Genomic DNA, 26,210 nt, shown 5'->3' on the forward strand with positions numbered 1-26,210 from the left:
GGATTTAGAGTAACGCTCTGTGCAATGGGGAGAGGTTGACGCCTTTCGCCACAAAGCCTTTGAGCCATTCCGGGGCTTGCTCAAGCACCTGGCGAGCACGAGACTCAGTGTCAAATTCAGCAAAGACACAAGCCCCTGTACCAGTCAGGCGCGACGGCGCGTATTCTAACAGCCAGGAAAGCGCCGCATCAACCTCGCGAAAACGTTTTCTTGCGATAACCTCGCAATCATTGCCGAATTCACATTTTAGTAACGTTTTTATTGACCTTTTTGGCGTGTTGCGCGGGAGGTCGGGATCGTTAAAAATCACCGGTGTCGGAATACTGACTCCCGGATGAGCAACCAGATACCACTTTTCCTCAGGCTCGACCGGCGTCAGAATTTCGCCTACGCCTTCGGCAAAAGCCGCATGGCCGCGCACGAATACGGGAACATCCGCCCCCAGCGTTAAGCCGAGTGCCGCCAGTTCATCAACTGAAAGTCCGCACTGCCAGAGATGGTTCAGCGCCACCAGAACGGTTGCCGCATTAGACGAACCTCCGCCAAGACCGCCGCCCATCGGCAGGCGTTTGTCGATACTGATGTCCGCACCGCTCCCTTTGGGAAGGCGATTGCTTTCAGATGCCGCTTTCATCAGCAAACGTGCCGCACGGACGATCAGATTGTCTTCATGCGCAACGCCTTCCACTGGGGTTAACAGGTGAATTTCGCCGTCGCTACGCGGTGCAATATCTATCGTGTCGCCATAATCAAGAAACTGAAATAAGGTCTGCAGCGTGTGGTAACCGTCCGCACGCTGTCCGGTGATGTATAAAAACAAATTCAGTTTTGCCGGAGAGGGCCAATGGGTCATCATTTCACAATCCAGTTATCCATTTTCAGCTTAATACGCTGGGAGCCGTCGGACAGCTCCATGTTTGCTGGCATCGCTGGCTGGGTTTTGCTGTCGTAGGCGCTATAGACCACTTTCCAGTTTTTACCGTCTTTGCTGTAGTTCACTTCACTCAGACGATATTGGTCGTCGAGCTTATAATCGGTGGCGTCACCTGGCAGTCCAAGGATCCACTGGCGCAGGCTGTTTAATGGGATAGGCATGCCGGTCAGTTTGCCGATCATCTCTTCAGCGTCGTCGGCGGTGTAATGTTTGCCTTTGTTATCGACCAGTTCGACGTTGCCAGGCTGCGCATTAAGTTCCAGTTCAGTGCTGCCCAGTGGGTTGGTCAGCAGGAGACGATAGCGGTCCTGACCGGTTTGCTGCCAGAAAAAGCGGGCATACACTTTCTGTTGATCGGAAATATAGGCAAACGCACCACGCGTCTGATACTGGTTCAGGGCGCGAACTTCCTGTTGGTGCTGGCGCCACTGCGGAGAATCGGGGCTTTTACCGGGACCTTTAGGCGCGTTGAGCGTACAGGCAGTAAGAACCAGGGCCGCCAGCGGCAGCAGGCGAATCAGGCGAAAATCAGGCAGGGTCATAATGATGACAAATCCTTGAGATACGTTGCAGTTATAACTCTTAATGCTAGCGCCGCCATCAGACATCGTCTACGTTCAAGTTATCTTAAATCGCTTAAATTTGTGCACTAAGCTATTACTCCAAAAGGGGTCAGTCTCTTTTATTGACCGCACGCATCCTGTATGATGCACCCAGTCTAACCTTATCAACGCTGGTACTATTCCCGCACACATGACCCTTTTAGCGCTTGGTATTAACCATAAAACGGCACCTGTATCGCTGCGAGAACGCGTAACGTTTTCGCCGGATACGCTCGATCAGGCGCTGGACAGCCTGCTCGCGCAGCCAATGGTGCAGGGCGGGGTAGTGCTGTCGACGTGTAACCGCACGGAGCTGTATCTCAGCGTTGAAGAGCAGGATAACCTGCAAGAAGCGCTGGTTCGCTGGCTGTGTGAATACCATAACCTCAATGAAGAAGATCTGCGCAACAGCTTGTACTGGCACCAGGACAACGACGCGGTCAGTCATTTGATGCGTGTTGCCAGCGGTCTGGATTCACTGGTGCTCGGTGAACCGCAAATTCTGGGGCAGGTGAAAAAAGCGTTTGCGGATTCGCAAAAAGGTCACCTGAACGCCAGTGCGTTGGAACGCATGTTCCAGAAATCATTCTCTGTCGCAAAACGTGTACGTACAGAAACTGACATCGGCGCCAGCGCCGTGTCGGTGGCGTTTGCCGCCTGTACCCTGGCGCGGCAGATATTTGAATCGCTCTCCACGGTAACCGTGCTGTTAGTCGGTGCGGGCGAAACCATTGAGCTGGTAGCGCGACATCTGCGCGAGCACAAAGTGAAGAAGATGATCATCGCCAACCGCACTCGCGAGCGTGCGCAGGTACTGGCGGATGAAGTCGGCGCCGAGGTGATTTCACTGAGTGATATAGACGCGCGTTTACAGGATGCCGATATCATTATCAGTTCTACCGCCAGTCCGCTGCCGATTATCGGCAAAGGAATGGTGGAACGTGCGCTTAAAAACCGCCGCAATCAGCCTATGTTGTTGGTGGATATCGCCGTACCGCGCGATGTCGAGCCGGAAGTGGGTAAATTGTCTAACGCCTATCTGTATAGCGTTGATGACCTGCAAAGCATCATTTCGCATAACCTGGCCCAGCGCAAAGCGGCGGCGGTGGAAGCCGAAACGATAGTGGAGCAGGAAGCCAGCGAGTTTATGGCCTGGCTACGCGCCCAGGGCGCAAGCGACACTATCCGCGAGTATCGCAGTCAGTCAGAACAGATCCGTGATGAACTGACCGCCAAAGCGTTGGCCGCTCTTCAACAGGGCGGTGATGCGCAAGCCATTATGCAGGATCTGGCCTGGAAACTGACCAATCGCCTGATTCATGCACCAACCAAATCACTTCAACAGGCCGCCCGTGACGGGGATAGTGAACGCCTGAATATTCTGCGCGACAGCCTCGGGCTGGAGTAGCAGCACACCAATCTTATTTTTTACAGGGTGCATTTACGCCTATGAAGCCTTCTATCGTTGCCAAACTGGAAGCCCTGCATGAACGCCATGAAGAAGTTCAGGCGCTGCTCGGTGATGCGGGTACTATCGCAGACCAGGATCGCTTTCGTGCGCTGTCGCGCGAATATGCGCAATTAAGCGATGTATCTCGCTGTTTTACGGACTGGCAACAGGTTCAGGAAGATATCGAGACGGCTCAGATGATGCTCGACGATCCTGAAATGCGTGAAATGGCGCAGGATGAACTGCGCGAAGCAAAAGAGAAATGTGAGCAGCTGGAACAGCATCTGCAGGTCCTGCTATTACCTAAAGATCCCGATGACGAACGTAACGCCTTCCTCGAAGTGCGCGCGGGAACCGGTGGTGATGAAGCGGCGCTGTTTGCCGGCGATCTGTTCCGCATGTACAGCCGTTACGCTGAATCGCGTCGCTGGCGGGTTGAGATCATGAGCGCCAGCGAAGGCGAGCATGGCGGGTTTAAAGAAGTCATTGCCAAGATTAGCGGCGAAGGCGTTTACGGGCGACTGAAGTTTGAGTCTGGCGGCCATCGCGTGCAGCGCGTACCTGCGACGGAATCACAGGGGCGTATTCATACCTCGGCCTGTACGGTCGCGGTTATGCCGGAACTGCCGGATGCCGAACTGCCGGACATCAACCCGGCCGATCTGCGTATTGACACCTTCCGTTCATCAGGCGCGGGCGGTCAGCACGTTAACACCACCGACTCCGCAATCCGTATTACCCACTTACCGACCGGTATCGTAGTGGAATGCCAGGACGAACGTTCACAGCATAAAAACAAAGCTAAAGCGATGTCGGTGCTGGGGGCGCGAATTCGTGCCGCAGAAGTGGCAAGACGTCAACAGGCGGAAGCCTCTGAACGCCGCAACCTGTTGGGCAGTGGCGATCGCAGCGATCGTAACCGTACCTATAACTTCCCGCAGGGTCGTGTGACCGATCACCGCATTAACCTGACGCTCTACCGTCTGGATGAAGCGATGGAAGGCAAACTGGATATGCTCATTGAGCCGATTGTCCAGGAATACCAGGCCGATCAACTGGCGGCATTGTCCGAGCAGGATTAATGGATTATCAGCACTGGCTGCGTGAAGCGATAAGCCAATTACAGGCAAGCGAAAGCCCGCGCCGTGACGCCGAGATTTTACTCGAGTTCGTTACTGGCAAAGGGCGCACCTTTATTCTGGCTTTCGGCGAAACGGAGTTAACCGAGGCGCAGCGTCAACAGCTTGATACGCTACTGGAGCGGCGTCAGCGGGGAGAGCCGGTGGCGCACTTAACCGGCGTGCGTGAGTTCTGGTCGTTGCCGCTGTTTGTGTCTCCAGCCACGCTTATTCCGCGTCCGGATACCGAGTGTCTGGTGGAGCAGGCGCTGGCTCGCCTGCCGGCCTCAGCGTGTCGTATTCTCGATTTGGGAACCGGCACGGGTGCCATTGCGCTGGCGCTGGCAACCGAGCGTCCGGATTCTGCTGTGACAGCTGTAGACCGCATGCCTGATGCCGTGGCACTGGCCATTCGCAACAAGCAGCAACTGAGCATCGACAATGTTTGCGTGCTGCAAAGTAACTGGTTCAGCGCATTGCAGGGACAGCAGTTTGACATGATTGTCAGCAATCCGCCGTATATCGACGAACAGGATCCGCACCTGGCGCAAGGCGACGTTCGCTTTGAACCGCTGTCGGCGCTGGTGGCGGGCGATCAGGGGCTGGCGGATATCGTGCATATCATCGACCAGTCTCAGCGCATGTTAACGCCCGGCGGCTATCTGTTGCTGGAACATGGTTGGCAGCAGGGCGAGGCCGTCCGTGATGCCTTTACTCGTGCGGGTTACCTGGCGGTTGAAACCTGTCGTGACTATGGCGGCAACGAGCGAATTACGCTTGGACGCATCCCATCATGAGTATCTTCGGTGTGTTACTCAACGTCCATCTCATCAGCATTGCGCTTTCGGTTGGTTTGCTGACCCTGCGATTTTGGTGGCGTTACACCGACTCGCGCCTTGCCTGCGCGCGCTGGACGCGCATCGTGCCGCCGGTTGTCGATACCGTTTTATTACTCAGCGGCGTAGCGTTAATGGTTAAAGCGCACATCCTGCCATTCACTGAGCACGGGACATGGCTGACTGAAAAGCTGTTTGGGGTTATCATTTACATCGTTTTGGGTTTTATTGCGCTCGATTATCGTCGAGCGCGCAGTCAGCAGGCGCGATTAATCGCTTTTCCGCTGGCGCTGGTGGTGCTGTACATCATCATTAAACTCGCCACCACAAAAATACCGTTACTGGGGTAAGCATGAGGTCGTTAGCTGATTTCGAATTTAATAAAGCGCCATTGTGTGATGGGATGATCCTGGCGTCGGAGTCTATCCGTCTGGATTTTCCGACACAAACTGTCTATGACGAACTGGAACGTCTGGTCAGTCTGGCGCAAGAAGAAATTAGCCAGCTCCTGTCTCAGGATGAGCAACTGGAAAAACTGCTGGCACTTTTTTACGGCGAATGGGGGTTTACGGATACCCACGGCGTCTATCGTCTTTCTGATGCACTATGGCTTGATCAGGTACTGAAAAATCGTCAGGGCAGCGCCGTATCCCTGGGTGCGATCTTATTGTGGATTGCCAACCGACTGGAGCTGCCGCTGGTGCCGGTGATTTTCCCGACACAACTCATCCTGCGTATTGAATCGCTCGATGGCGAAATGTGGCTAATCAATCCGTTCAATGGAGAAACGTTAAATGAGCACACGCTGGAAGTGTGGCTGAAGGGGAATATCAGCCCGGTCGCGGAGCTGTTTAACGAAGACCTGGATGAGGCGGATAATGCAGAAGTAATTCGTAAGCTGCTCGACACGCTGAAATCATCGCTGATGGAAGAGCGGCAAATGGAGCTGGCGCTGCGTGCCAGCGAAGCACTATTACAGTTTAATCCTGAAGATCCGTATGAAATACGCGATCGTGGATTAATTTACGCGCAACTGGAGTGTGAACATGTTGCGCTGACCGATTTAAGTTATTTCGTTGAACAGTGTCCGGAAGACCCGATCAGCGAAATGATTCGTGCGCAGATTAATACTATTTCGCACAAGCAAATTGTATTGCATTGATTAATGACACTTTACCTACCGTTTAAGGCGATCCTATGAAACAAAAAGTGGTTAGCATTGGCGACATCAACGTGGCAAATGACCTGCCGTTCGTGCTGTTTGGCGGAATGAACGTGCTGGAATCCCGCGATCTGGCGATGCGCATTTGTGAGCACTACGTAACCGTTACTCAAAAGCTGGGTATCCCTTACGTGTTCAAAGCCTCCTTTGATAAAGCCAACCGTTCTTCCATCCACTCTTACCGTGGACCGGGCCTTGAAGAAGGGATGAAAATCTTCCAGGAACTGAAGCAGACTTTTGGCGTAAAAGTGATCACCGACGTTCACGAAGCCAGCCAGGCTCAGCCTGTTGCTGACGTGGTGGATGTGATTCAGCTGCCGGCCTTCCTCGCTCGTCAGACCGATCTGGTGGAAGCGATGGCGAAAACCGGTGCCGTTATCAACGTGAAAAAACCGCAGTTCGTAAGCCCGGGCCAGATGGGCAATATCGTGGACAAATTCCATGAAGGCGGCAACGACAAAGTAATTCTGTGCGACCGTGGCGCGAACTTTGGTTATGACAACCTGGTTGTGGATATGCTGGGCTTCAGCGTGATGAAGAAAGTTTCTGGCAACTCGCCGGTGATTTTTGACGTTACCCATGCGCTGCAATGCCGTGACCCTTTTGGCGCAGCAAGCGGCGGTCGTCGTGCGCAGGTTACCGAACTGGCGCGCGCAGGTATGGCGGTAGGTCTGGCCGGTCTGTTTATTGAAGCGCATCCGGATCCAGCTAATGCGAAATGCGATGGTCCATCCGCGCTGCCGCTGGCGAAACTGGAACAGTTCCTGACTCAGATTAAAGCGATTGATGACCTGGTTAAAAGCTTCGACGAGCTGGATACCGAGAACTAAGAAAGTATTGCAGTCCGGAGAGATATCTCTTCGGACTGCTGTTTGAGATAAGTGTTAAGGGTGGCCGTCAGGCGCCAAACGCACCGTCAATTGTATGCATTGCCCCCGTCACAAACCCAGCCTCAGGGCCTGCAAGCCAGGCAACCATTCCCGCAACTTCCTCTGGACGGCCATGTCGTTTTAGCGCCATAAAACTGTGCATCACCTCTTTCAGTGGGCCATCTTCCGGGTTGGCATCAGTATCAATAGGACCCGGTTGAACCACGTTTACCGTAATGCCCCGCGGTCCAAAATCACGTGCCAGCCCCCGGGCCAGCCCTTGCAGCGCTGATTTGCTCACCGCATAAGAGGCCAGGCCAGCAAGAGGCATACGGTCGCCATTCACAGAACCAATAATGATAATGCGTCCGCCGTCAGGCATCTGTCGTGCCGCTTCCACGGCCGCATAGTATGGGGAGTGAATGTTAATCCGGAACAGGCGCTCCACGTCATCCGGATCCTGCTCCAGCGCATCACCAAACAGAATAATGCCTGCATTAACCACCAGCACGTCCAGCGGGCCGCTTTCGCGTACCCGGTTGATGACGGCGTTACGATCGGCGCTATCGGTTTGCGCTGTCTGGGTACCCGTCTCATCAGCAAGCGCTTTGGCAGCGTCAGGGGAGCCTGAATAGGTAAAGGTAACCGATGCGCCATCCGCGGCAAAACGGCGCACGATAGCCGCGCCAATCCCACGACTGCCGCCAAGAACCAGAACTGACTTGCCGTTAAAAGAAGACATGAGGTACTCCTTGAATAATTATGTAGTGATCGATATATAATGGGTGCACAGTTTTCTGTCAATGGATTTGTAATGAGCACTACAAAATGCACTCGGGCACCTGGACGCCCACGTAATTTTGATCCAGAAATGGCCGTTGCCAAAGTACAACCCTTGTTTCACGCACATGGCTATGACGCGGTTAGCGTGGCGGATGTCACCGCGGCGTTGTCGATCAAGCCCCCCAGTTTCTATGCTGCTTTTGGGAATAAAATCGGTCTTTATAAACGTGTTCTTGACCGCTACGTACAAACTGAGGCGATCCCTTTTGATGACATTCTTCGCCCCGACAAACCCGTTTCTGCATGTCTTACCGATCTGCTTGAAGAGGCGGCGCGACGTTATGCCGCAGATCCGCATACGCCGGGATGTTTGGTCCTGGAGGGCACGCACAGTAACGATCCGCAGGCGCGGAAGGTCGCGCGGAATTTCTACTCGGCTGCCGAACATAAAATTCACGACTTTATCGCACAGCGGCATCCTAAAGAGGCTGACAGCCTGACTGATTACGTCAGTACCACAATGCTTGGCCTGTCGGGAAAAGCGCGTTGCGGGCATTCGTTCGAACGTCTGCTAGCCAGCGCGCGAATCGCCAGCGTAGCGGTGCGGCATCAGCTTTCCAGATGATCATCACATGATAAGGTAGATAAATATGATGGGGAAAATGGGACTTTGCTTTAATACACCACCACCTGCGATACGTATTGTTATGTTGGCCACTTTCCTTTTGGGAACATCATTTCTGGCGTATTCGCAGAGTAAAGCTGATGTAATTTTGTATAACGGAAAGCTGGTTACAATGGACGAACAACAGCCAACGGCGCAGGCCGTGGCGATAAAAGGGCGACATATTGTTGCAGTTGGGAATGATGAAACGGTGAAAAAATGGGCCGGGACAAACACCAAGGAAATAAATCTGTCAGGGAAAACCGTTATTCCTGGATTGATTGATGCACATTTGCATGGCATTCGTGGAGGAAGGACGTTTTTATTCGAAACCTACTGGTTTGATGCCAAAAATTTACCTGATGCGCTGAATAAACTGTCGCAATCAGCAACAAAGAAAAATGCAGCACAATGGGTGGCAGTGGCTGGCTCATGGATCCCTGAACAATTTGCTGAAAAACGGGATCCGACGGTTCAGGAACTGAATCAGGCGGTGCCTCAGCATCCTGCGTATATACAAAGCCTTTATGACTATGCCCTGTTAAATCAAAAGGCTATCGAGACCCTAAAACTTAATAGTCCACAGCCGGATGTTCCGGCAGGGATCGTGATAGAACGCGATGACAAAGGGCTGGCAACGGGGACGTTGCGCGGGACAATTGGTAGTTTTAATCAGCTTTTTGCCCAGATTAGCCAGACTAGCGATGTTGAAAAGAACCTTAACGCATTTGTTCATTATTTAAATCAACGCGGCGTGGTCGGTTTTATTGATCCTTCAGCCGGGCATGAGCAAGCTTATCGTGATTTTTTTAAACTACAGCAACAGCCACCTCTCAGGATACGTGTCGGATATCGTTTATCGGCGCCGCCTGGTAATGAATCGGAGTGGTTTAAACAACGTCTGGCATTTCGCCCTCCAATGCATGATGACGGCAGAATGGCTTTCCTGGGCTTCGGTGAAAGCCTGGTGATGGCAATGAATGATGGCGTGCAGATGTCATCTGGATTTAAGTCTTCAACCGAATCCCACCTAGAACAACTTAAGGTGCTACAACTTGCCGCACAGGAAGGGGTTGCCGTTGAAATACATGCCTATACCGATGACAGCGCCGCTGCGATTTTAGATGTGATCAGCGAGGTGGCTAAATCGCATGATATTGCTCCATTGCGCTGGTCTATTGCTCATCTCAATACCGGTACGCCTGAAACGATTGCCCGTATGAAGAAATTAGGCGTAGCCTACTCTGTTCAAATGGGACCCTATTTTGAATCTCCCGCCATTGAGCGCGCGAATGGTAAAACGGTGGCGGCGCTATCATCACCAGTTCAACCCGCGTTAGAGCAGGAGGTTATCGTAGTAGGTGGTACGGATGCGACGCGGATTGGCGTTGCAGGAGTATGGCATGCCATTGAATATCATGTAACAGGTAAAGCGCTCGACGGTTCGGTACGTCATGATACGCGCCAGTTAAGCCGAGAAGATGCATTAAAAATGTATACCCTCAATGCCGCCTGGATAGCTTTTGCAGAACAGCAGAGGGGAAGTTTGCAGGCAGGTAAGCTCGCCGATTTTGCGGTGCTTAATCAGGATATTATGGCTATTCCGGCAGACAAATTGCACCAAACGGAGTCGTTATTAACGTTTGTCGATGGTCAACAGGTTTATCCGGAGCAGTGAGCGGTAAAAGAAAACGGCCCTGAGAAGGGCCGTGGGTTCTATCAGAAAGACTAATCAGGCAAATATCGTCATCAGATAGGCGATAAACAGCGCCAGATGCGCCGCACCGTTAAGCACGTTGGTGCGCCCGGTGGAGAAAGAGATGTGGCACAGTACCAGTGATGAAACCATCACAATCATCTCTGGCGCGCCCAGCGCAAAGACCAAATCATTCCCGGTTGCCCATGCGATCAGGGTCACTACCGGAACGGTCAGTGAAATGGTGGCTAACACCGAACCGAAGAATAAATTCATCGCCCGCTGTACCTGATTACTCAGAACCGCTTTCAGCGCGCCGAGGCCTTCAGGAGAGAGGATCAGCAATGCGACCAGGAAACCGGTAAATGCCACTGGGGCATTCAGTTCAGTCAGCAATGTCTCCAGCGGGCTGGCGTTCATTTTAGTCACGGCAATAACGGCGATCAGATGAATGATAAGCCAGGCAGCGTGCCACAAATTGCTATGTGCTGACGGTTTACCGTGATGCGGGTCGTCGTCGTCACCCTCGTCTTCATGCTCGTAAATGAACAGACTCTGGTGCGTTTTAGTTTGGATCAGCAAAAATACACCGTACATTGCCGCAGAAATTAACGCCACCAACAGCGCTTGTGCGGTAGTGAAATTCGCACCCGGTAAAGCCATTGGGAACACCAGTACAATAATGGCCAGTGGGAACAGTGCAATTAAATACTGCTTAATGCCAAACAGATTCATATACTGAGTGGCAAATTTACGGCCACCTAACAGTAATGAAAAACCGACCAGGCCGCCGGTTACGATCATAATGATTGAATATAGCGTATCGCGCATGAGCGTAGGCGCAGCATCGCCGGTCGCCATTAATGCGGAGATTAAGCTGACTTCAAGAATAACAACGGACAGGCTGAGGATCAGCGACCCGTAGGGTTCACCAAGTCGATGTGCTAATACGTCCGCATGACGGACAACACTGAATGCACTGCTTAATATACCAATAAGGGCCAGCGCATTAATGCCGATGACCACTGGTAGTGACTGACTGCTCCCCCATAAGAACAGTACTACCAGTGCCAAAATCGGGAAGACGAGAGAAGTCTCCTTGTGGCGGGTTTTTACCGCCTCTTGTACGTGTGTCATTGAACTAATTCTCCATCTCTGCAGGTATTTATAATTATAAAAGTATTAAAGAATGTAAAAAATAACAGAACTTTCGGTATTTCCGATCTGATTTTACGTAATTTTACGGCATGGACCATTTTTTGCATCCGAGCGAATGAAATTGCATATCTTGTTTAGAGAATATTTAAATAACAGCACATTAGATTTTAGCGTCCACAAAAATTGATGAGCGTACTGATACAAATGATAGTGCAGGACGTACCACCCCGAGAGGATATAAAGTGCCGTTGACACTTTGTTCCCTTGCAAGCGAGCGGTGAATTGCCTATTGTCCAGCTATTGGTTTCAAAATGAGCAGTAAAAAAGCCCGGAAGGCGTCAAAAAAGTTGTCGCAGGGAAGCAGCAGTGGCGGAGGTGTAAGGTGTTAACGCGTGATTTTTTATTGAATGCCGACTGTAAGACGGCATTTGGTGCTATTGAAGAATCACTACTCTGGTCAGCGGAACAACGGGCAGCCTCACTGGCCGCCACGCTTGCATGCCGACCAGATGATGGACCGGTGTGGATCTTCGGTTATGGATCGTTGATGTGGAACCCGGCCTTAGAGTTTGAAGAGTCCTGTACCGGGACGTTAGTCGGCTGGCACCGTGCCTTTTGCCTGCGTCTGACGGCGGGGCGAGGAACGGCGTGTCAGCCAGGACGTATGCTGGCCCTGAAAGAGGGCGGACGCACCACCGGTGTGGCCTACCGTTTGCCGGACGCGTCGCTGGAACAAGAGCTTTCTCTGCTGTGGAAGCGTGAAATGATCACCGGATGCTATCTACCAACCTGGTGCCAGTTGACGTTGGATGACGGTCGGGCGGTAAACGCGCTGGTCTTTATTATGGATCCGCGTCATCCGCTGTTTGAGTCAGATACGCGCGCGCAGGTGATTGCGCCGCTTATCGCCGCGGCGAGCGGACCTTTAGGCACCAATGCCCAGTATCTGTTCTCACTGGAACAAGAGCTGGTCAAGTTGGGGATGCAGGATGACTGTCTTAACGATCTGGTGATCACAGTCAAACGATTGTTGGGAGAGAACCTGCCGGAAGGTGTTATGCGTCCAGGATTTGCCTAATATCGCCCGATGTTGTATGCCCGATAAGCCAGGTGCTTATCGGGCGTTTAACGCTTAGGCTGCAATAAAACTTATCGAATGCTCGAGCGACTGGCTATGGCTGTCGATCAGCACATTCCAGACGCCGGTATACGGTACGGTTAACCATGCGTTATCACGATCCTGCACGCTTAAGATGTCGGACTGCGTGTCTTTGACGTGATTTTTCTCGCTCATCAGGTGGATGTGGCAGCGCTCAGAACAGCGCACTACCACCGTATCACCACCAAATAACTTTAAACTCGCCTTCACTAATGCCATTTTTCACCCCGTTCTTGAAAACAACGTACTTTCTGTCGAAAGTGCTGCGTGATGTTGTTCACATTTCACTCATTGCATAACACCAAAGGGGGAGCAACAGGATGCTGATTTTGATCAAAAAATGGCATAACGATTAAACAAAAGTGACAAAATCCCTCAAAAGGGTTGAAAGGGCGTGCTAACGTTCAACGAAACCGCGCCCATCTACGATTAAATCCGGAAATTATCGACACTTTCAGTGTGCTTGCCTGAAAACGGTGTATCAGAAGGTCAGCACTTTATCTGCAGCCAGCGTCCATTGAGCCAGTTCTACCAGCGTGCCGACGGCTACTCCGTCAATTAACGGAAGCGTCGTGATCCCGCGGCCATCGGTGCAGGTTTTACACAGTTTGACCGGCACATTTTGCGCCGTCAGGATCTCCAGCATTTGCTGAATATTATATCCTTCCGCAGGTTTTTGACCGCTAAGCCCCGCCGTTACCGCGTCCGACATTAAAAATAAACGTAGGTCGAGTTCCGCATCCTGTTCGCGCAGGGCGATGGCCAGACGCAGGCTGTTAAATAACGATTCGCTTCCATAGGCTGCACCGTTCGCGACGATCACTATCTTTTGCATTATTACTCCTGTTGTCAGATGGAAGGGATAATTCCTGGCGTGTATGTTACTCCCTGTTCCTGATGTGGGAAAGAAAGCATGGTTGCAGGAGTGGGTACCTCTAATTATCCATGTCAGAAAATCCCGAAAACGGGGATAAAGGCTGCAATTAACAGCCGAAGACGTTATGGTTTAGGTTAAGTGTGTCTAATTAATTGATGTAAGAAACAACTGACGATTTGAGCCGTAATATTTATTTTTCTCTCGCTGTATTCTCACTCTTGCCATTGGCAGGCGGTATTGCCAACGCACGGACATCTTTTATTCACCAGGCTGAAAACCCTTTCGATAACAATAGTGATGGCTTACCCGAGCTCGGTATGGCGCCGGAGTCGCGGGCAGGCGAAAAGCACTTTGCTGAAATGGTCAAAGCGTTTGGTGAAGCCAGCATGACCGATAACGGGCTTGATACGGGTGAACAGGCGAAGCAGTTCGCGTTTGGTCAGGTGCGTGACACGGTCAGCGAACAGGTTAATCAGCAACTGGAATCCTGGCTCTCTCCCTGGGGAAACGCCAGCGTTGGATTGCAGGTGGATAACGAAGGCAGCTTTACCGGAAGTCGGGGAAGCTGGTTTATCCCATGGCAGGACAATCAACGATATTTAACCTGGAGCCAGTTGGGGCTGACGCAACAGGACGAAGGTTTAGTCAGCAATGCGGGGATTGGGCAGCGCTGGGTACGCGACGGCTGGTTTCTGGGTTACAACACTTTCTATGACAACCTGTTGGATGAAAATCTGCCCCGGGGAGGCCTTGGCGCCGAGGCGTGGGGCGAATACTTGCGCTTATCCGCTAACTATTACCAACCGTTGTCCTCCTGGCAGGAGCGTTCCGCAACCCAGGAACAACGGATGGCCCGCGGCTACGACCTGACTGCGCAAATGCGCATGCCGTTCTATCAACACCTCAATACCAGCGTCAGCGTGGAACAGTATTTTGGCGACCGGGTGGATTTGTTTCATTCCGGAACCGGGTACCACAATCCTGTGGCGGTGAATCTGGGATTGAGCTATACGCCGGTGCCATTGATCACCGTGACAGCACAACATAAGCAGGGCGAAAGCGGAGTCAGCCAGAATAACCTTGGCTTAACGCTGAATTACCGCTTTGGCGTGCCGCTAAAAAAACAACTGATGGTCAGCGAGGTGGCAAACAGCCGATCGCTGCGCGGCAGTCGTTATGACGATCCGCAGCGTAACAATCTGCCGACGCTGGAATATCGCCAGCGTAAAACATTGTCGGTATTTTTGGCCACGCCGCCCTGGGATCTCAAGTCTGGTGAGACGGTGGCGCTGAAGCTGCAGGTGCGTAGTTTGCATGGGATCCGCCATTTGACCTGGCAGGGTGATACCCAGGCGTTGAGTTTAACGGCGGGTAGCGATAACCGAAGCGCGCAAGGCTGGACGATTATTATGCCGAAGTGGGACAGCAGCGAAGGCGCGACAAACCGCTGGCGGTTGTCTGTGGTGGTAGAAGATGAGCAGGGTCAGCGTGTCTCTTCCAATGAGATCACGCTATCACTGACCGAACCGTTTATTACCGTTTCGGAAAATGATCCTCGTTAGCAATGAAGCATCAACGCGTTATCAGAAAATGCGTTCCTGATGTACCCATACCGCGGCTTCGACGCGTGATTTGAGCTTCATTTTCTTCAACATATGCTTCACATGGACTTTTACCGTACTTTCAGTGATGTCCAGACGACGGGCGATCATCTTGTTCGGCAGCCCCTGGGCAATGAGCTTGAGAATGTCGCGCTCACGCGGTGTCAGTTGGGTGACATCACGGTCCGACGTTGCACGATTAGCACGCAGGCTGGCGGCCAGAACCGGCGTTAAGGCTTCACTCAGCACCATTTCACCGGCCGCTGATTGCTGTAAGGCTTTGAGTAAATCTTCAGGCTCCATATCTTTCAGCAGATAACCATCAGCGCCGCGTTTCAGTGCGGTAACTACGTCTTCTTCATGATTGGATACGCTAAACACAACGATACGGCCCGACAGTGACTTTTCACGCAGCTTATCGAGAGTTTCCAGGCCATTCATGCCGGGCATGTTGAGATCAAGCAGGATCAGATCGGGATCAAGGGATTCAGCCAGCTCGATACCCTGCTCACCATTGCTGGCTTCGCCGACAACGGTAATATCGGGCGCCATGCTGACAAGCTGTTTTACACCGGTTCGCAGCATCGGATGATCGTCGATCAACAGGATGGTTGCCGGTTCCAGATTACTCATGGGTATCTCCTTGGACTTCTGTGAAGTTTGTTTCGGGAATAAAAGTGACAGCAACTTCAGTACCGCCCGTCTCGCGACGGCGTACGCGGCAATCGCCGCGCAAGCTCTGCGCACGATCGCGCATTATAATCATGCCGTAGTGGTTACTGCGTTCGGCGTTTTCCGGTACGCCGCAGCCGTTATCTTGCACTGTTAGTTTGACCTGCTTGCCATTTTGCACCACCGTCACGACCACTTCATTGGCCTGAGAGTGTTTAAGTGCATTACTCAGGGCTTCGCGCGCAATTTGTAGCAGGTGAATCGCCTGATGCGAAGGGACCAGACGTGGCGGTAGCTGATAATCCAGCTTAACCGTAAATCCAAAACGGGCGCTGTACTCCTGACAGCTGGCTTCCAGCGCCGGCCGTAATCCAGGTTCTGTGAGCTGTAAACGGAAGGTGGTTAACAGCTCACGCAGTTGTGCCCACGAAGCATTCAGCTCGTTACGAATCTGGCTGAGCAACTCGCGACAGTTATCTGAAAGCGCATCGCCCTGCATCTGCAAACAGCTAACCTGCATCTTCATACAAGAGAGCGATTGTGCAATAGAATCATGAAGTTCGCGTGCAATGGTGGCACGCTCTTCCATCACGATCAACTGCTGCTGACGCTCCTGATGTCTGTCGAGCGCGAGCGTTGCGGTCAGTTGCTCAACCAGGGTATCAACCAGCTGCTGCTGATCGTGGCTGAGATGGCGTCCGTTCGGCAAGGTGGCGAGCAGAATACCATATTGGGTATGCGCATCGGTCAGCCGCCATTTCAATGTGATCCCGCCGTCAATCGCGGGCAGCGTTCCGCGAGGACACAGATGGCAACCTTTCTCATCACAGCTGGCATTGGACTGACAGGTAAATTCCTGATGATTGTCTTCATCTTCCAGGTCGTAAACCCGGAGTTCAATATCATGTAGCAAGGTCAAATTTTGCAGACCGTTCAGTACCGGAGAGAGGCGTTCGCACAACGGCACCTGAGAGTGCAGGCGGCGGTTGGCTTGCCACAGAAAAGAAAGGATCTGATTTTTGTGCTCCAGTCCCGCCGTTTTTTCCTGCACCCGCTGTTCCAGCACGGCATAACTTTCGGCCAGTTCTTCCGACATATTATTCAGTGCCGAGCCCAGAGCGGCCATCTCATTACGCCCGCTGATACGCGCGCGTTGGGTAAAATCACGTTGGCTGACGGCTCGCGCCATCGCCAGCAGCTGCTTCCACGGCTCTAACAGGCGCACGCGCAGCCAGATAATGGTGAAAACCAGCAGCAATGCCATAAATATGGCCATCAGGCGATGCAGCAGGACGACGCGTTCAATGCGTAATTCGGTGGTATGGTCAAAGGCGGTAACCAGCTTATCCAGACCGCCTACAAAGCGCGTTACATCCTGCGCTACCGCATCAGGCGTTTGCGCATGCGCAAGTCCCGGCGCCAGTTCAGTGTGCCAGTAATCCTGTAGTGCTTTTAACTGCGCCTGTTGTCCGTCTCGCTTTGCGGCACGCGTCAACTCCGGGCTAAACGCCGTTTTCTCCATTTCATCCAGAAGCGGTTGATCGCTAGCGTCCAGCGGTACGGCTGCCAGCAGGCGATAACTCTGCATGCGCAGCGATCCCGCTTTGTTGATTGCATGGGCGCTACCCTGAACGCCCTGAACCAGCCAGCCGGAGACAGCCATACCAGCCACGCCGATGGCTGTGGACAATAAAACAATCAGCGCCACCTGGTTGACCAGCGTAAGCGGGGAGAGACAACGTTTAAACATGGTGACTTGTTCCTTCGGGTTTTCGTCGAACAGAAAACCTTATTGAATGACGATTCTGCTGCAGGCAGTGGCGTTATTCTCGGCGATACACTGGAGTATACCCATACCTCAAACGGGCTACCTCTTAATTGCCAGTGGAGGGAGAGATCCCGGGCGAGGGGGAGTAGGGGACGACAGAAGCGTGAAAAACCACATCTTTTTTACCGAAGTTATGTACTCATTTAGGGTAATGATAAATTTTAGGCATGAATAATGACACCTTTTCCTTTGATTTATATCAACTTACCTCCAGCTGTAAACCCTAATGTTGCAGGCATCGAAACAAGTATCAGAGGTGTCTATGAGTCACTCATCTGCCCCGGAAAGGGCATCTGGAGCTGTAATTACCGAATGGCGGCCGGAAGATCCCGCCTTCTGGCAGCAGCGTGGTCAACGAATCGCCAGCCGTAACCTGTGGATTTCCGTCCCTTGCTTGCTGCTGGCGTTTTGCGTGTGGATGTTATTTAGCGCTGTGGCGGTGAACTTACCGAAAGTCGGATTTGATTTCACCACTGAACAGCTATTCATGCTGACGGCATTACCTTCGGTGTCCGGCGCGCTGCTGCGTGTTCCGTACTCCTTTATGGTTCCCCTGTTTGGTGGACGTCGCTGGACAGCGTTTAGCACCGGTATCCTGATCATTCCTTGCGTATGGTTAGGTTTTGCGGTGCAGGATACCTCCACGCCGTTTAGTACCTTTATTATTATCTCTCTGTTGTGCGGTTTCGCCGGTGCGAACTTTGCGTCCAGCATGGCAAACATCAGTTTCTTCTTTCCAAAACAGAAACAGGGTGGTGCGCTGGGTCTGAACGGTGGCCTGGGCAACATGGGCGTCAGCGTGATGCAGTTGGTTGCGCCGCTGGTGGTTTCACTGTCAATCTTTGCCGCATTTGGTAGCCACGGGGTTGAACAACCTGATGGTACGCAGCTGTATCTGGCAAACGCCGCATGGATTTGGGTACCGTTCCTTGCGGTGTTAACGCTGGCTGCATGGTTTGGTATGAATGAACTGGCAACCTCAAAAGCGTCGCTGAAAGAGCAATTGCCGGTGCTGAAACGTGGGCATCTGTGGATTATGAGCCTGCTGTATCTGGCAACCTTCGGTTCATTCATCGGTTTCTCTGCCGGTTTTGCCATGTTGTCAAAAACGCAGTTTCCTGAGGTACAGATCCTGCATTACGCCTTCTTTGGACCGTTGATTGGCGCGCTGGCTCGTTCAGCGGGTGGCGCAATCTCTGACCGTCTGGGCGGAACCCGTGTAACGCTGGTGAACTTCGTGCTGATGGCTATTTTCAGTGCCTTACTGTTCCTGACGCTGCCATCAAACGGTGTCGGTGGCAACTTTATCGCCTTCTTCGCGGTGTTCCTGGCATTGTTCCTGACGGCTGGTCTGGGGAGTGGTTCAACCTTCCAGATGATCTCCGTTATCTTCCGCAAGCTGACGATGGACAGAGTGAAAGCTGAAGGTGGTTCAGAAGAGAAAGCAATGCGCGAAGCAGCAACCGACACCGCGGCAGCGTTGGGCTTTATCTCAGCCATTGGTGCGATTGGCGGCTTCTTTATCCCGAAAGCATTTGGAACGTCTCTGGCGTTAACTGGTTCGCCGGTCGATGCGATGAAAGTCTTTCTGATCTTCTATGTCGCTTGTGTGGTCATCACCTGGGCGGTATACGGACGTCATTCTAAAAAGTAAAAAAGTAGTAGCAGTTGATTATCCATTGCGCGGTGTTAGACCGCGCTTTTTTTTGTTCTAAATTAGTTACAACATACTTATATGTGAGCTCATGACGAAAGTCTGCGAAAACGGTTCTGGTAATATGCTAAGCAGGGGGGATACCCCTTAATACCCACTTATAAAGAATTTAACATTTGTATGATAAGTGAATTATTTAAAATCCTTTAAATTCAGAATATTACGCTAAAAAACAATATCCCACTTTGGGGGTATGTAAAAACCAACCTCCATTTTTCATCCCTGCATGCCTTGATCGTTATCAATTCTCACGCCCTTTCAGAGCGTTACCTTCGCTCTCAATCAAGCAATGTCGATTTATCAGAGAGCCGTCAGGCTCCTACAGGAGAAAACCGATGAGTAAATTCCTGGACCGGTTTCGCTACTTCAAGCAGAAGGGCGAAACCTTTGCCGATGGGCATGGCCAGCTTCTCAATACCAACAGGGACTGGGAGGACGGATACCGCCAGCGTTGGCAGCATGATAAAATCGTGCGTTCAACCCACGGGGTAAACTGCACGGGCTCATGCAGCTGGAAAATCTATGTGAAAAATGGTCTGGTGACCTGGGAGACCCAGCAAACTGACTACCCACGCACGCGTCCAGATATGCCTAACCACGAGCCTCGCGGCTGCCCACGTGGTGCAAGCTATTCCTGGTATCTCTACAGCGCTAACCGTCTGAAATACCCGCTGATGCGCAAACGTCTGATGAAGATGTGGCGTGAAGCAAAAAGACTGCACAGCGATCCGGTAGACGCATGGGCATCCATCATCGAAGACGCCGACAAAGCAAAAAGCTTCAAACAAGCGCGTGGTCGTGGTGGGTTTGTTCGTTCTTCCTGGCAGGAAGTGAATGAACTGATTGCTGCATCTAACGTTTACACCATCAAAACCTATGGCCCTGACCGCGTTGCAGGCTTCTCTCCGATTCCGGCGATGTCGATGGTTTCTTATGCTTCCGGCGCACGCTATATGTCGCTGATTGGCGGTACCTGCCTGAGTTTCTACGACTGGTACTGTGACCTGCCGCCGGCTTCCCCGCAAACCTGGGGCGAGCAAACCGACGTACCGGAATCTGCCGACTGGTATAACTCCAGCTACATTCTTGCATGGGGCTCTAACGTACCGCAGACCCGTACTCCGGATGCACACTTCTTTACTGAAGTTCGCTATAAAGGCACTAAAACGGTAGCGATTACTCCGGACTACGCAGAAATCGCCAAACTTTGCGACCTGTGGCTGGCACCGAAGCAGGGAACCGATGCTGCGATGGCAATGGCGATGGGCCATGTCATGCTGCGCGAGTTCCACCTCGATAACCCGAGCCAGTACTTCACCGACTACGTTCGTCGTTATACTGACATGCCAATGCTGGTGATGCTCGAAGAGCGTGACGGTTACTATGCTGCTGGTCGTATGCTGCGTGCGGCGGATCTGGTCGACTCTCTGGGCCAGGAAAATAACCCAGAATGGAAAACCGTCGCTATCAACAGCAACGGCGAAATGGTTGCGCCAAACGGTTCAATTGGTTTCCGTTGGGGCGAAAAGGGCAAATGGAACCTTGAGCAACGCGACGGTACGTCCGGTGATGAAACCGAACTGCAACTCAGCCTGCTGGGTAGCCAGGACGATATCGCTGAAGTGGGCTTCCCGTACTTTGGCGGCGAAGGTACCGAGCACTTCAGTAAAGTAGAGCTGGAAAATATTCTGCTGCACAAACTGCCGGTTAAACGCCTGCAGTTGGCCGATGGCTCTACCGCGCTGGTGACCACCGTTTACGACCTGACCATGGCTAACTATGGCCTGGAACGTGGTCTGAACGACGAAAACTGCGCGACCAGCTACGATGACGTGAAAGCGTACACGCCGGCATGGGCAGAAAAAATCACTGGCGTATCACGTTCTCAGATCGTGCGCATTGCCCGTGAATTTGCGGATAACGCCGATAAAACACACGGTCGTTCGATGATCATCGTCGGTGCGGGCCTGAACCACTGGTACCACCTCGATATGAACTATCGTGGCCTGATCAATATGCTGGTGTTCTGCGGTTGTATCGGTCAGAGCGGCGGCGGTTGGGCCCACTACGTCGGCCAGGAAAAACTGCGTCCGCAAACCGGCTGGCAGCCGCTGGCGTTTGCTCTTGACTGGCAGCGTCCGCCTCGTCATATGAACAGCACTTCCTACTTCTATAACCACTCCAGCCAATGGCGCTATGAGACGGTTACTGCGCAGGAACTGCTTTCCCCGATGGCAGACAAATCCCGCTACAGCGGTCATTTGATTGATTTTAACGTTCGCGCTGAACGTATGGGCTGGTTGCCATCTGCGCCGCAGTTAGGGACTAACCCACTGCGTATCGCCGAAGAAGCGCAGAAAGCAGGTATGACGCCGGTGGATTACACCGTTAAATCCCTGAAAGAAGGTTCTATTCGCTTTGCGGCAGAGCAGCCGGAAAACGGTAAAAACCATCCGCGTAACCTGTTTATCTGGCGTTCTAACCTGCTCGGTTCTTCCGGTAAAGGCCACGAGTACATGCTCAAGTATCTGCTGGGTACTGAACATGGTATTCAGGGCAAAGATCTCGGCCAGCAGAGCGGCGTGAAGCCTGAAGAAGTGGAATGGCAGGATAACGGCCTGGACGGCAAACTGGATCTGGTTGTCACGCTGGACTTCCGTCTGTCGAGCACCTGTCTGTATTCCGACATCGTGTTGCCGACCGCAACCTGGTATGAAAAAGACGATATGAATACCTCGGACATGCATCCGTTTATTCATCCTCTGTCTGCGGCAGTTGACCCGGCCTGGGAATCGAAGAGCGACTGGGAAATCTACAAAGCCATCGCCAAGAAATTCTCTGAAGTTTGCGTGGGTCATCTCGGTAAAGAAACCGACGTCGTTACGCTGCCAATTCAGCACGACTCTGCAGCAGAACTGGCACAACCGCTGGACGTGAAGGACTGGAAAAAAGGTGAATGTGACCTGATTCCTGGTGTTACCGCACCGCACATCATGACCGTTGAGCGTGATTATCCGGCAACCTACGAGCGTTTCACCTCCATCGGCCCGCTGATGGAAAAAATCGGTAACGGCGGTAAAGGGATTGCCTGGAATACCCAGAGCGAAATGGATCTGCTGCGTAAGCTCAATTACACCAAGGCTGAAGGTCCGGCAAAAGGCCAGCCTTGGCTTAATACCGCAATTGATGCAGCCGAGATGATCCTGACGCTGGCGCCGGAAACTAACGGTCAGGTAGCCGTTAAAGCCTGGGCTGCGCTGAGTGAATTTACCGGTCGTGACCATACGCATCTGGCGCTGAATAAAGAAGACGAAAAAATTCGCTTCCGCGATATTCAGGCGCAGCCGCGCAAAATTATCTCCAGCCCGACCTGGTCAGGACTGGAAGATGAACACGTGTCTTATAACGCCGGCTATACCAACGTTCACGAGCTGATCCCATGGCGTACGCTGTCTGGTCGCCAGCAGTTGTATCAGGATCATCAATGGATGCGTGACTTTGGTGAAAGCCTGCTGGTTTACCGTCCGCCAATCGACACCCGTTCGGTGAAAGCGGTGATTGGCGAGAAATCTAACGGTAACCCGGAAAAAGCGCTCAACTTCCTGACGCCGCACCAGAAATGGGGTATCCACTCCACTTACAGCGACAACTTGCTGATGCTGACGCTGTCACGCGGTGGCCCGATTGTGTGGATGAGCGAAGTCGATGCGAAGGATCTGGGAATCGAAGATAACGACTGGATCGAAGTCTTCAACAGCAACGGTGCGCTGACGGCACGTGCAGTTGTCAGCCAGCGTGTACCGGCCGGGATGACCATGATGTACCACGCGCAGGAACGTATCGTTAACCTGCCGGGTTCAGAAATCACCCAGCAGCGCGGTGGGATCCACAACTCGGTGACCCGTATTACGCCGAAACCGACCCATATGATCGGCGGCTATGCGCAGTTGGCCTACGGCTTTAACTACTACGGCACCGTCGGTTCAAACCGTGATGAGTTCGTAGTTGTACGTAAGATGAAGAACATTAACTGGTTGGATGGCGAAGGCAATGACCAGGTACAGGAGAGCGTAAAATGAAAATTCGTTCACAAGTCGGCATGGTGCTGAATCTCGATAAGTGCATCGGCTGCCACACCTGTTCAGTGACCTGTAAAAACGTCTGGACCAGCCGTGAAGGTATGGAGTACGCCTGGTTCAACAACGTCGAAAGTAAGCCTGGCGTTGGCTTCCCGAACGACTGGGAAAACCAGGAAAAATGGAAGGGCGGTTGGATCCGTAAAATCAACGGCAAACTGCAGCCGCGCATGGGTAACAAAGCGCTGCTGTTGGGTAAAATATTTGCTAACCCGCATCTGCCGGGCATGGATGATTACTACGAGCCGTTTGATTTTGACTACCAGACGTTGCATAACGCCCCGGCAGACAGCAAAGCGCAGCCGATTGCTCGTCCACGCTCGCTGATCACCGGTCAGCGAATGGATAAAATCACCAGCGGTCCGAACTGGGAAGAAATTCTGGGCGGCGAGTTCGAAAAACGCGCCAAAGATCAGAACTTCGAAAACATGCAGAAGGCGATGTACGGTCAGTTCGAAAACACCTTCATGATGTACCTGCCGCGTCTGTGTGAGCACTGCCTTAATCCGGCGTGTGTGGCGACCTGTCCGAGCGGCGCTATCTACAAGCGTGAAGAAGATGGCATCGTGCTGATCGACCAGGACAAGTGCCGCGGCTGGCGTATGTGTATCACCGGCTGCCCGTACAAGAAGATCTACTTCAACTGGAAGAGCGGGAAATCGGAGAAGTGCATTTTCTGCTACCCGCGTATCGAAGCTGGTCAGCCGACCGTTTGCTCCGAAACCTGTGTAGGTCGTATCCGTTACCTCGGCGTACTGCTGTATGACGCAGATGCGATCGAAAGTGCAGCAAGCACCGAGCACGAGAAAGATCTGTACCAGCGTCAGCTGGACGTGTTCCTCGATCCGAACGATCCGGCTGTTATTGAACAGGCGCTGAAAGATGGTATTCCGCTGAGCGTCATTGATGCCGCACAGCAGTCTCCGGTTTACAAAATGGCGATGGACTGGAAGCTGGCGCTGCCGCTGCATCCGGAATACCGCACACTGCCGATGGTCTGGTACGTGCCGCCATTGTCACCGATTCAGTCAGCTGCTGATGCGGGCGAGCTGGGCAGCAACGGTATTCTGCCGGATGTTGACAGCCTGCGTATTCCGGTTCAGTACCTGGCGAACCTGCTGACTGCAGGTGACACCCAGCCGGTACTGTTGGCGCTGAAACGTATGCTGGCGATGCGTCACTACAAACGTGCGGAAACTGTTGACGGCAAAGTTGATACCCGTGCGCTGGAAGAGGTGGGCTTAAGCGAAGCGCAGGCACAGGAAATGTATCGTTACCTGGCGATCGCAAACTACGAAGATCGTTTCGTGGTACCGAGCAGCCATCGTGAACTGGCACGTGACGCGTTCCCGGAGAAAAGCGGTTGTGGCTTTACCTTCGGCGACGGTTGCCACGGTTCTGATACTAAATTCAATCTGTTCAACAGCCGCCGCATCGACGCTGTCGATGTGACCAGCAAAACGGAGCCGCACCAATGATAGAACTCGTCATTGTTTCGCGTCTGCTCGAGTACCCGGATGCTGCCTTGTGGCAGCATCAGCAGGAACTTTTCGATGCACTCGCGTCATCTGAGAACCTGGATAAAGAGGATGCCCAGACTCTGGGCGTTTTCCTGCGCGATCTAACCTCGCAGGACATGCTGGATGTGCAGGCTGCCTACAGCGAACTGTTTGACCGTGGCCGTGCGACATCGCTGCTGCTGTTTGAACATGTTCATGGTGAATCCCGCGATCGCGGTCAGGCTATGGTTGACCTGATGGCACAGTATGAGCAGCACGGTTTACAGCTCGACAGCCGCGAACTTCCCGATCATCTGCCGCTGTATCTGGAATACCTTGCGCAACTGCCGAAAAGCGAAGCGCTAGGTGGCTTACAGGATATTGCGCCGATTCTGGCGCTGCTTAGCGCTCGTTTGCAACAGCGTGAAAGCCGTTATGCGGTGCTGTTCGATCTGCTGTTAAAACTGGCGAATACCGTTATCGACAGCGATAAAGTGGCTGAAAAAATTGCGGATGAAGCCCGTGACGATACTCCACAAGCGCTGGATGCGGTCTGGGAAGAAGAGCAGGTGAAATTCTTCGCCGATCAGGGGTGTGGCGAGTCGGAAATCTCCGCTCACCAGCGTCGTTTTGCCGGGGCCGTTGCGCCGCAGTATCTGAATATCACCACCGGAGGACAGCAATAATGCACTTCCTGAATACGTTCTTCTTTGACATCTATCCGTACATCGCGGGTTCTGTCTTTCTGATCGGCAGCTGGCTGCGTTATGACTATGGGCAATATACATGGCGTGCAGCTTCCAGTCAGATGCTGGATCGCAAAGGGATGAACCTGGCGTCAAACCTGTTTCACATCGGGATCCTGGGTATCTTTGCTGGGCACTTCCTTGGCATGTTGACGCCGCACTGGATGTATGAAGCCTGGCTACCGCTTGAAGTGAAACAAAAGATGGCAATGTTTGCGGGCGGTGCCAGTGGCCTGATGTGTCTGATTGGTGGTGTACTGCTGCTGAAACGTCGTCTGTTCAGCCCGCGCGTGCGGGCCACCACCACCGGGGCGGATATTCTGATCCTCTCACTGCTGGTGATCCAGTGTGCGCTGGGCCTGCTGACCATTCCGTTTTCCGCCCAGCATATGGACGGTAGCGAGATGATGAAGCTGGTGAACTGGGCGCAGACAGTGGTGACCTTCCAGGGCGGAGCGTCTCAATATCTCGATGGTGTTGCGTTCATTTTCCGTATGCACCTGGTGCTGGGTATGACGCTATTCCTGTTGTTCCCATTCTCTCGTCTGGTACACATCTGGAGCGTCCCGGTCGAATATCTGACACGCAAATACCAGATTGTTCGCGCGCGTCACTAATCGTATATTTGAGAGTGACAAAACCCTGC

At 52.6% G+C, this 26,210-nt stretch carries 23 protein-coding genes; 15 read left to right on the forward strand and 8 right to left on the reverse strand.

Going from position 1 to position 26,210, the window contains the following annotated elements; genetic code table 11:
• Nucleotides 1-4 precede the first annotated feature (4 nt).
• Nucleotides 5-856 carry a 4-(cytidine 5'-diphospho)-2-C-methyl-D-erythritol kinase gene (gene ispE / locus SK38_RS04550; RefSeq protein ID WP_032943712.1) on the reverse strand — a complete coding sequence of 284 codons (852 nt, stop codon included), beginning with the start codon at nt 854-856 and terminating at the stop codon, nt 5-7.
• Entirely contained in the window at nt 853-1,476 is a 624-nt protein-coding gene (gene lolB / locus SK38_RS04555; protein WP_003833422.1) for a lipoprotein insertase outer membrane protein LolB, read from the reverse strand. Before lolB ends, ispE begins: the two co-directional genes overlap by 4 nt.
• Nucleotides 1,477-1,687: 211 nt before the next feature.
• Here lolB and hemA point away from each other — a divergent pair, with 211 nt between their 5' ends.
• Genes hemA through kdsA form a run of 6 tightly spaced genes read left to right on the forward strand, consistent with a single transcriptional unit; the run spans nt 1,688 to nt 6,992 of the window.
• The gene (hemA, locus tag SK38_RS04560) at nt 1,688-2,944 is read left to right on the forward strand and encodes a glutamyl-tRNA reductase (protein ID WP_003833420.1); all 1,257 of its coding nucleotides are present in this window, start codon (nt 1,688-1,690) and stop codon (nt 2,942-2,944) included.
• 41 nt (nt 2,945-2,985) lie between these two features.
• A complete protein-coding gene (gene prfA, locus SK38_RS04565) occupies nt 2,986-4,068 on the forward strand; it encodes a peptide chain release factor 1 (RefSeq protein ID WP_003020786.1) in 1,083 nt (360 codons plus the stop codon).
• On the forward strand, nt 4,068-4,901 hold the full coding sequence (prmC, locus tag SK38_RS04570; protein WP_048235253.1) for a peptide chain release factor N(5)-glutamine methyltransferase: 834 nt from the start codon (nt 4,068-4,070) through the stop codon (nt 4,899-4,901). Before prfA ends, prmC begins: the two co-directional genes overlap by 1 nt.
• Nucleotides 4,898-5,290, forward strand: a complete 393-nt coding sequence (gene sirB2, locus SK38_RS04575; RefSeq protein ID WP_048235254.1) for an invasion regulator SirB2 — start codon at nt 4,898-4,900, stop codon at nt 5,288-5,290. Before prmC ends, sirB2 begins: the two co-directional genes overlap by 4 nt.
• 2 nt (nt 5,291-5,292) lie before the next feature.
• Nucleotides 5,293-6,102, forward strand: coding sequence for an invasion regulator SirB1 (gene sirB1, locus SK38_RS04580; protein WP_003020775.1), 810 nt, complete (start codon nt 5,293-5,295; stop codon nt 6,100-6,102).
• Between the two features lie 35 nt (nt 6,103-6,137).
• On the forward strand, nt 6,138-6,992 hold the full coding sequence (kdsA, locus tag SK38_RS04585; RefSeq protein WP_003020772.1) for a 3-deoxy-8-phosphooctulonate synthase: 855 nt from the start codon (nt 6,138-6,140) through the stop codon (nt 6,990-6,992).
• A gap of 67 nt (nt 6,993-7,059) precedes the next feature.
• On the opposite strand, the gene bdcA is transcribed toward kdsA, so the two are convergent.
• The gene (gene bdcA / locus SK38_RS04590) at nt 7,060-7,773 is read right to left on the reverse strand and encodes an SDR family oxidoreductase (RefSeq protein ID WP_048216243.1); all 714 of its coding nucleotides are present in this window, start codon (nt 7,771-7,773) and stop codon (nt 7,060-7,062) included.
• A gap of 72 nt (nt 7,774-7,845) precedes the next feature.
• On the opposite strand from bdcA, the gene SK38_RS04595 reads away from it, so the two are divergent.
• Complete coding sequence (locus SK38_RS04595; RefSeq protein ID WP_048235255.1) at nt 7,846-8,439, forward strand: TetR/AcrR family transcriptional regulator; 594 nt, start codon at nt 7,846-7,848, stop codon at nt 8,437-8,439.
• A gap of 25 nt (nt 8,440-8,464) precedes the next feature.
• On the forward strand, nt 8,465-10,156 hold the full coding sequence (locus SK38_RS04600; protein WP_053069330.1) for an amidohydrolase: 1,692 nt from the start codon (nt 8,465-8,467) through the stop codon (nt 10,154-10,156).
• A gap of 54 nt (nt 10,157-10,210) precedes the next feature.
• Here SK38_RS04600 and chaA read toward each other — a convergent pair whose 3' ends face one another.
• Nucleotides 10,211-11,311 carry a sodium-potassium/proton antiporter ChaA gene (chaA, locus tag SK38_RS04605; protein ID WP_048235256.1) on the reverse strand — a complete coding sequence of 367 codons (1,101 nt, stop codon included), beginning with the start codon at nt 11,309-11,311 and terminating at the stop codon, nt 10,211-10,213.
• Between the two features lie 403 nt (nt 11,312-11,714).
• Here chaA and SK38_RS04610 point away from each other — a divergent pair, with 403 nt between their 5' ends.
• Nucleotides 11,715-12,410 (forward strand): gamma-glutamylcyclotransferase, encoded by a 696-nt coding sequence (locus SK38_RS04610; RefSeq protein ID WP_048235257.1) that lies wholly within the window; start codon nt 11,715-11,717, stop codon nt 12,408-12,410.
• 54 nt (nt 12,411-12,464) lie between these two features.
• On the opposite strand, the gene SK38_RS04615 is transcribed toward SK38_RS04610, so the two are convergent.
• Nucleotides 12,465-12,710, reverse strand: coding sequence for a DUF1883 domain-containing protein (locus SK38_RS04615; RefSeq protein WP_038641131.1), 246 nt, complete (start codon nt 12,708-12,710; stop codon nt 12,465-12,467).
• Nucleotides 12,711-12,972: 262 nt separating this feature from the next.
• Nucleotides 12,973-13,326: a DsrE/DsrF/TusD sulfur relay family protein gene (locus tag SK38_RS04620; RefSeq protein ID WP_048235258.1), complete on the reverse strand. Its 354-nt coding sequence runs from the start codon at nt 13,324-13,326 to the stop codon at nt 12,973-12,975.
• Between the two features lie 218 nt (nt 13,327-13,544).
• On the opposite strand from SK38_RS04620, the gene SK38_RS04625 reads away from it, so the two are divergent.
• Nucleotides 13,545-14,930: a YchO/YchP family invasin gene (locus tag SK38_RS04625; RefSeq protein WP_075553028.1), complete on the forward strand. Its 1,386-nt coding sequence runs from the start codon at nt 13,545-13,547 to the stop codon at nt 14,928-14,930.
• Nucleotides 14,931-14,951: 21 nt separating this feature from the next.
• Here SK38_RS04625 and narL read toward each other — a convergent pair whose 3' ends face one another.
• A complete protein-coding gene (narL, locus tag SK38_RS04630) occupies nt 14,952-15,602 on the reverse strand; it encodes a two-component system response regulator NarL (protein WP_003833392.1) in 651 nt (216 codons plus the stop codon).
• Nucleotides 15,595-17,391, reverse strand: a complete 1,797-nt coding sequence (gene narX, locus SK38_RS04635; protein ID WP_003833391.1) for a nitrate/nitrite two-component system sensor histidine kinase NarX — start codon at nt 17,389-17,391, stop codon at nt 15,595-15,597. The genes narL and narX overlap by 8 nt, the downstream gene beginning before the upstream one ends.
• 340 nt (nt 17,392-17,731) lie before the next feature.
• On the opposite strand from narX, the gene SK38_RS04645 reads away from it, so the two are divergent.
• From SK38_RS04645 to narI, 5 genes are all read left to right on the forward strand, one after another.
• Nucleotides 17,732-19,123, forward strand: coding sequence for a NarK family nitrate/nitrite MFS transporter (locus tag SK38_RS04645; RefSeq protein ID WP_003833390.1), 1,392 nt, complete (start codon nt 17,732-17,734; stop codon nt 19,121-19,123).
• A gap of 395 nt (nt 19,124-19,518) precedes the next feature.
• Nucleotides 19,519-23,262 (forward strand): nitrate reductase subunit alpha, encoded by a 3,744-nt coding sequence (locus SK38_RS04650; RefSeq protein ID WP_008784960.1) that lies wholly within the window; start codon nt 19,519-19,521, stop codon nt 23,260-23,262.
• Nucleotides 23,259-24,797 carry a nitrate reductase subunit beta gene (gene narH, locus SK38_RS04655; protein ID WP_003833388.1) on the forward strand — a complete coding sequence of 513 codons (1,539 nt, stop codon included), beginning with the start codon at nt 23,259-23,261 and terminating at the stop codon, nt 24,795-24,797. The genes SK38_RS04650 and narH overlap by 4 nt, the downstream gene beginning before the upstream one ends.
• Nucleotides 24,794-25,504, forward strand: coding sequence for a nitrate reductase molybdenum cofactor assembly chaperone (gene narJ, locus SK38_RS04660; RefSeq protein ID WP_048235259.1), 711 nt, complete (start codon nt 24,794-24,796; stop codon nt 25,502-25,504). The genes narH and narJ overlap by 4 nt, the downstream gene beginning before the upstream one ends.
• The gene (gene narI, locus SK38_RS04665; RefSeq protein WP_003833386.1) at nt 25,504-26,181 is read left to right on the forward strand and encodes a respiratory nitrate reductase subunit gamma; all 678 of its coding nucleotides are present in this window, start codon (nt 25,504-25,506) and stop codon (nt 26,179-26,181) included. The genes narJ and narI overlap by 1 nt, the downstream gene beginning before the upstream one ends.
• Nucleotides 26,182-26,210: the final 29 nt, after the last annotated feature.

Origin of the sequence: Citrobacter sp. MGH110 (assembly GCF_001037515.1) — a bacterium.
GTDB classification, from domain to species: Bacteria; Pseudomonadota; Gammaproteobacteria; order Enterobacterales; family Enterobacteriaceae; genus Citrobacter; species Citrobacter portucalensis.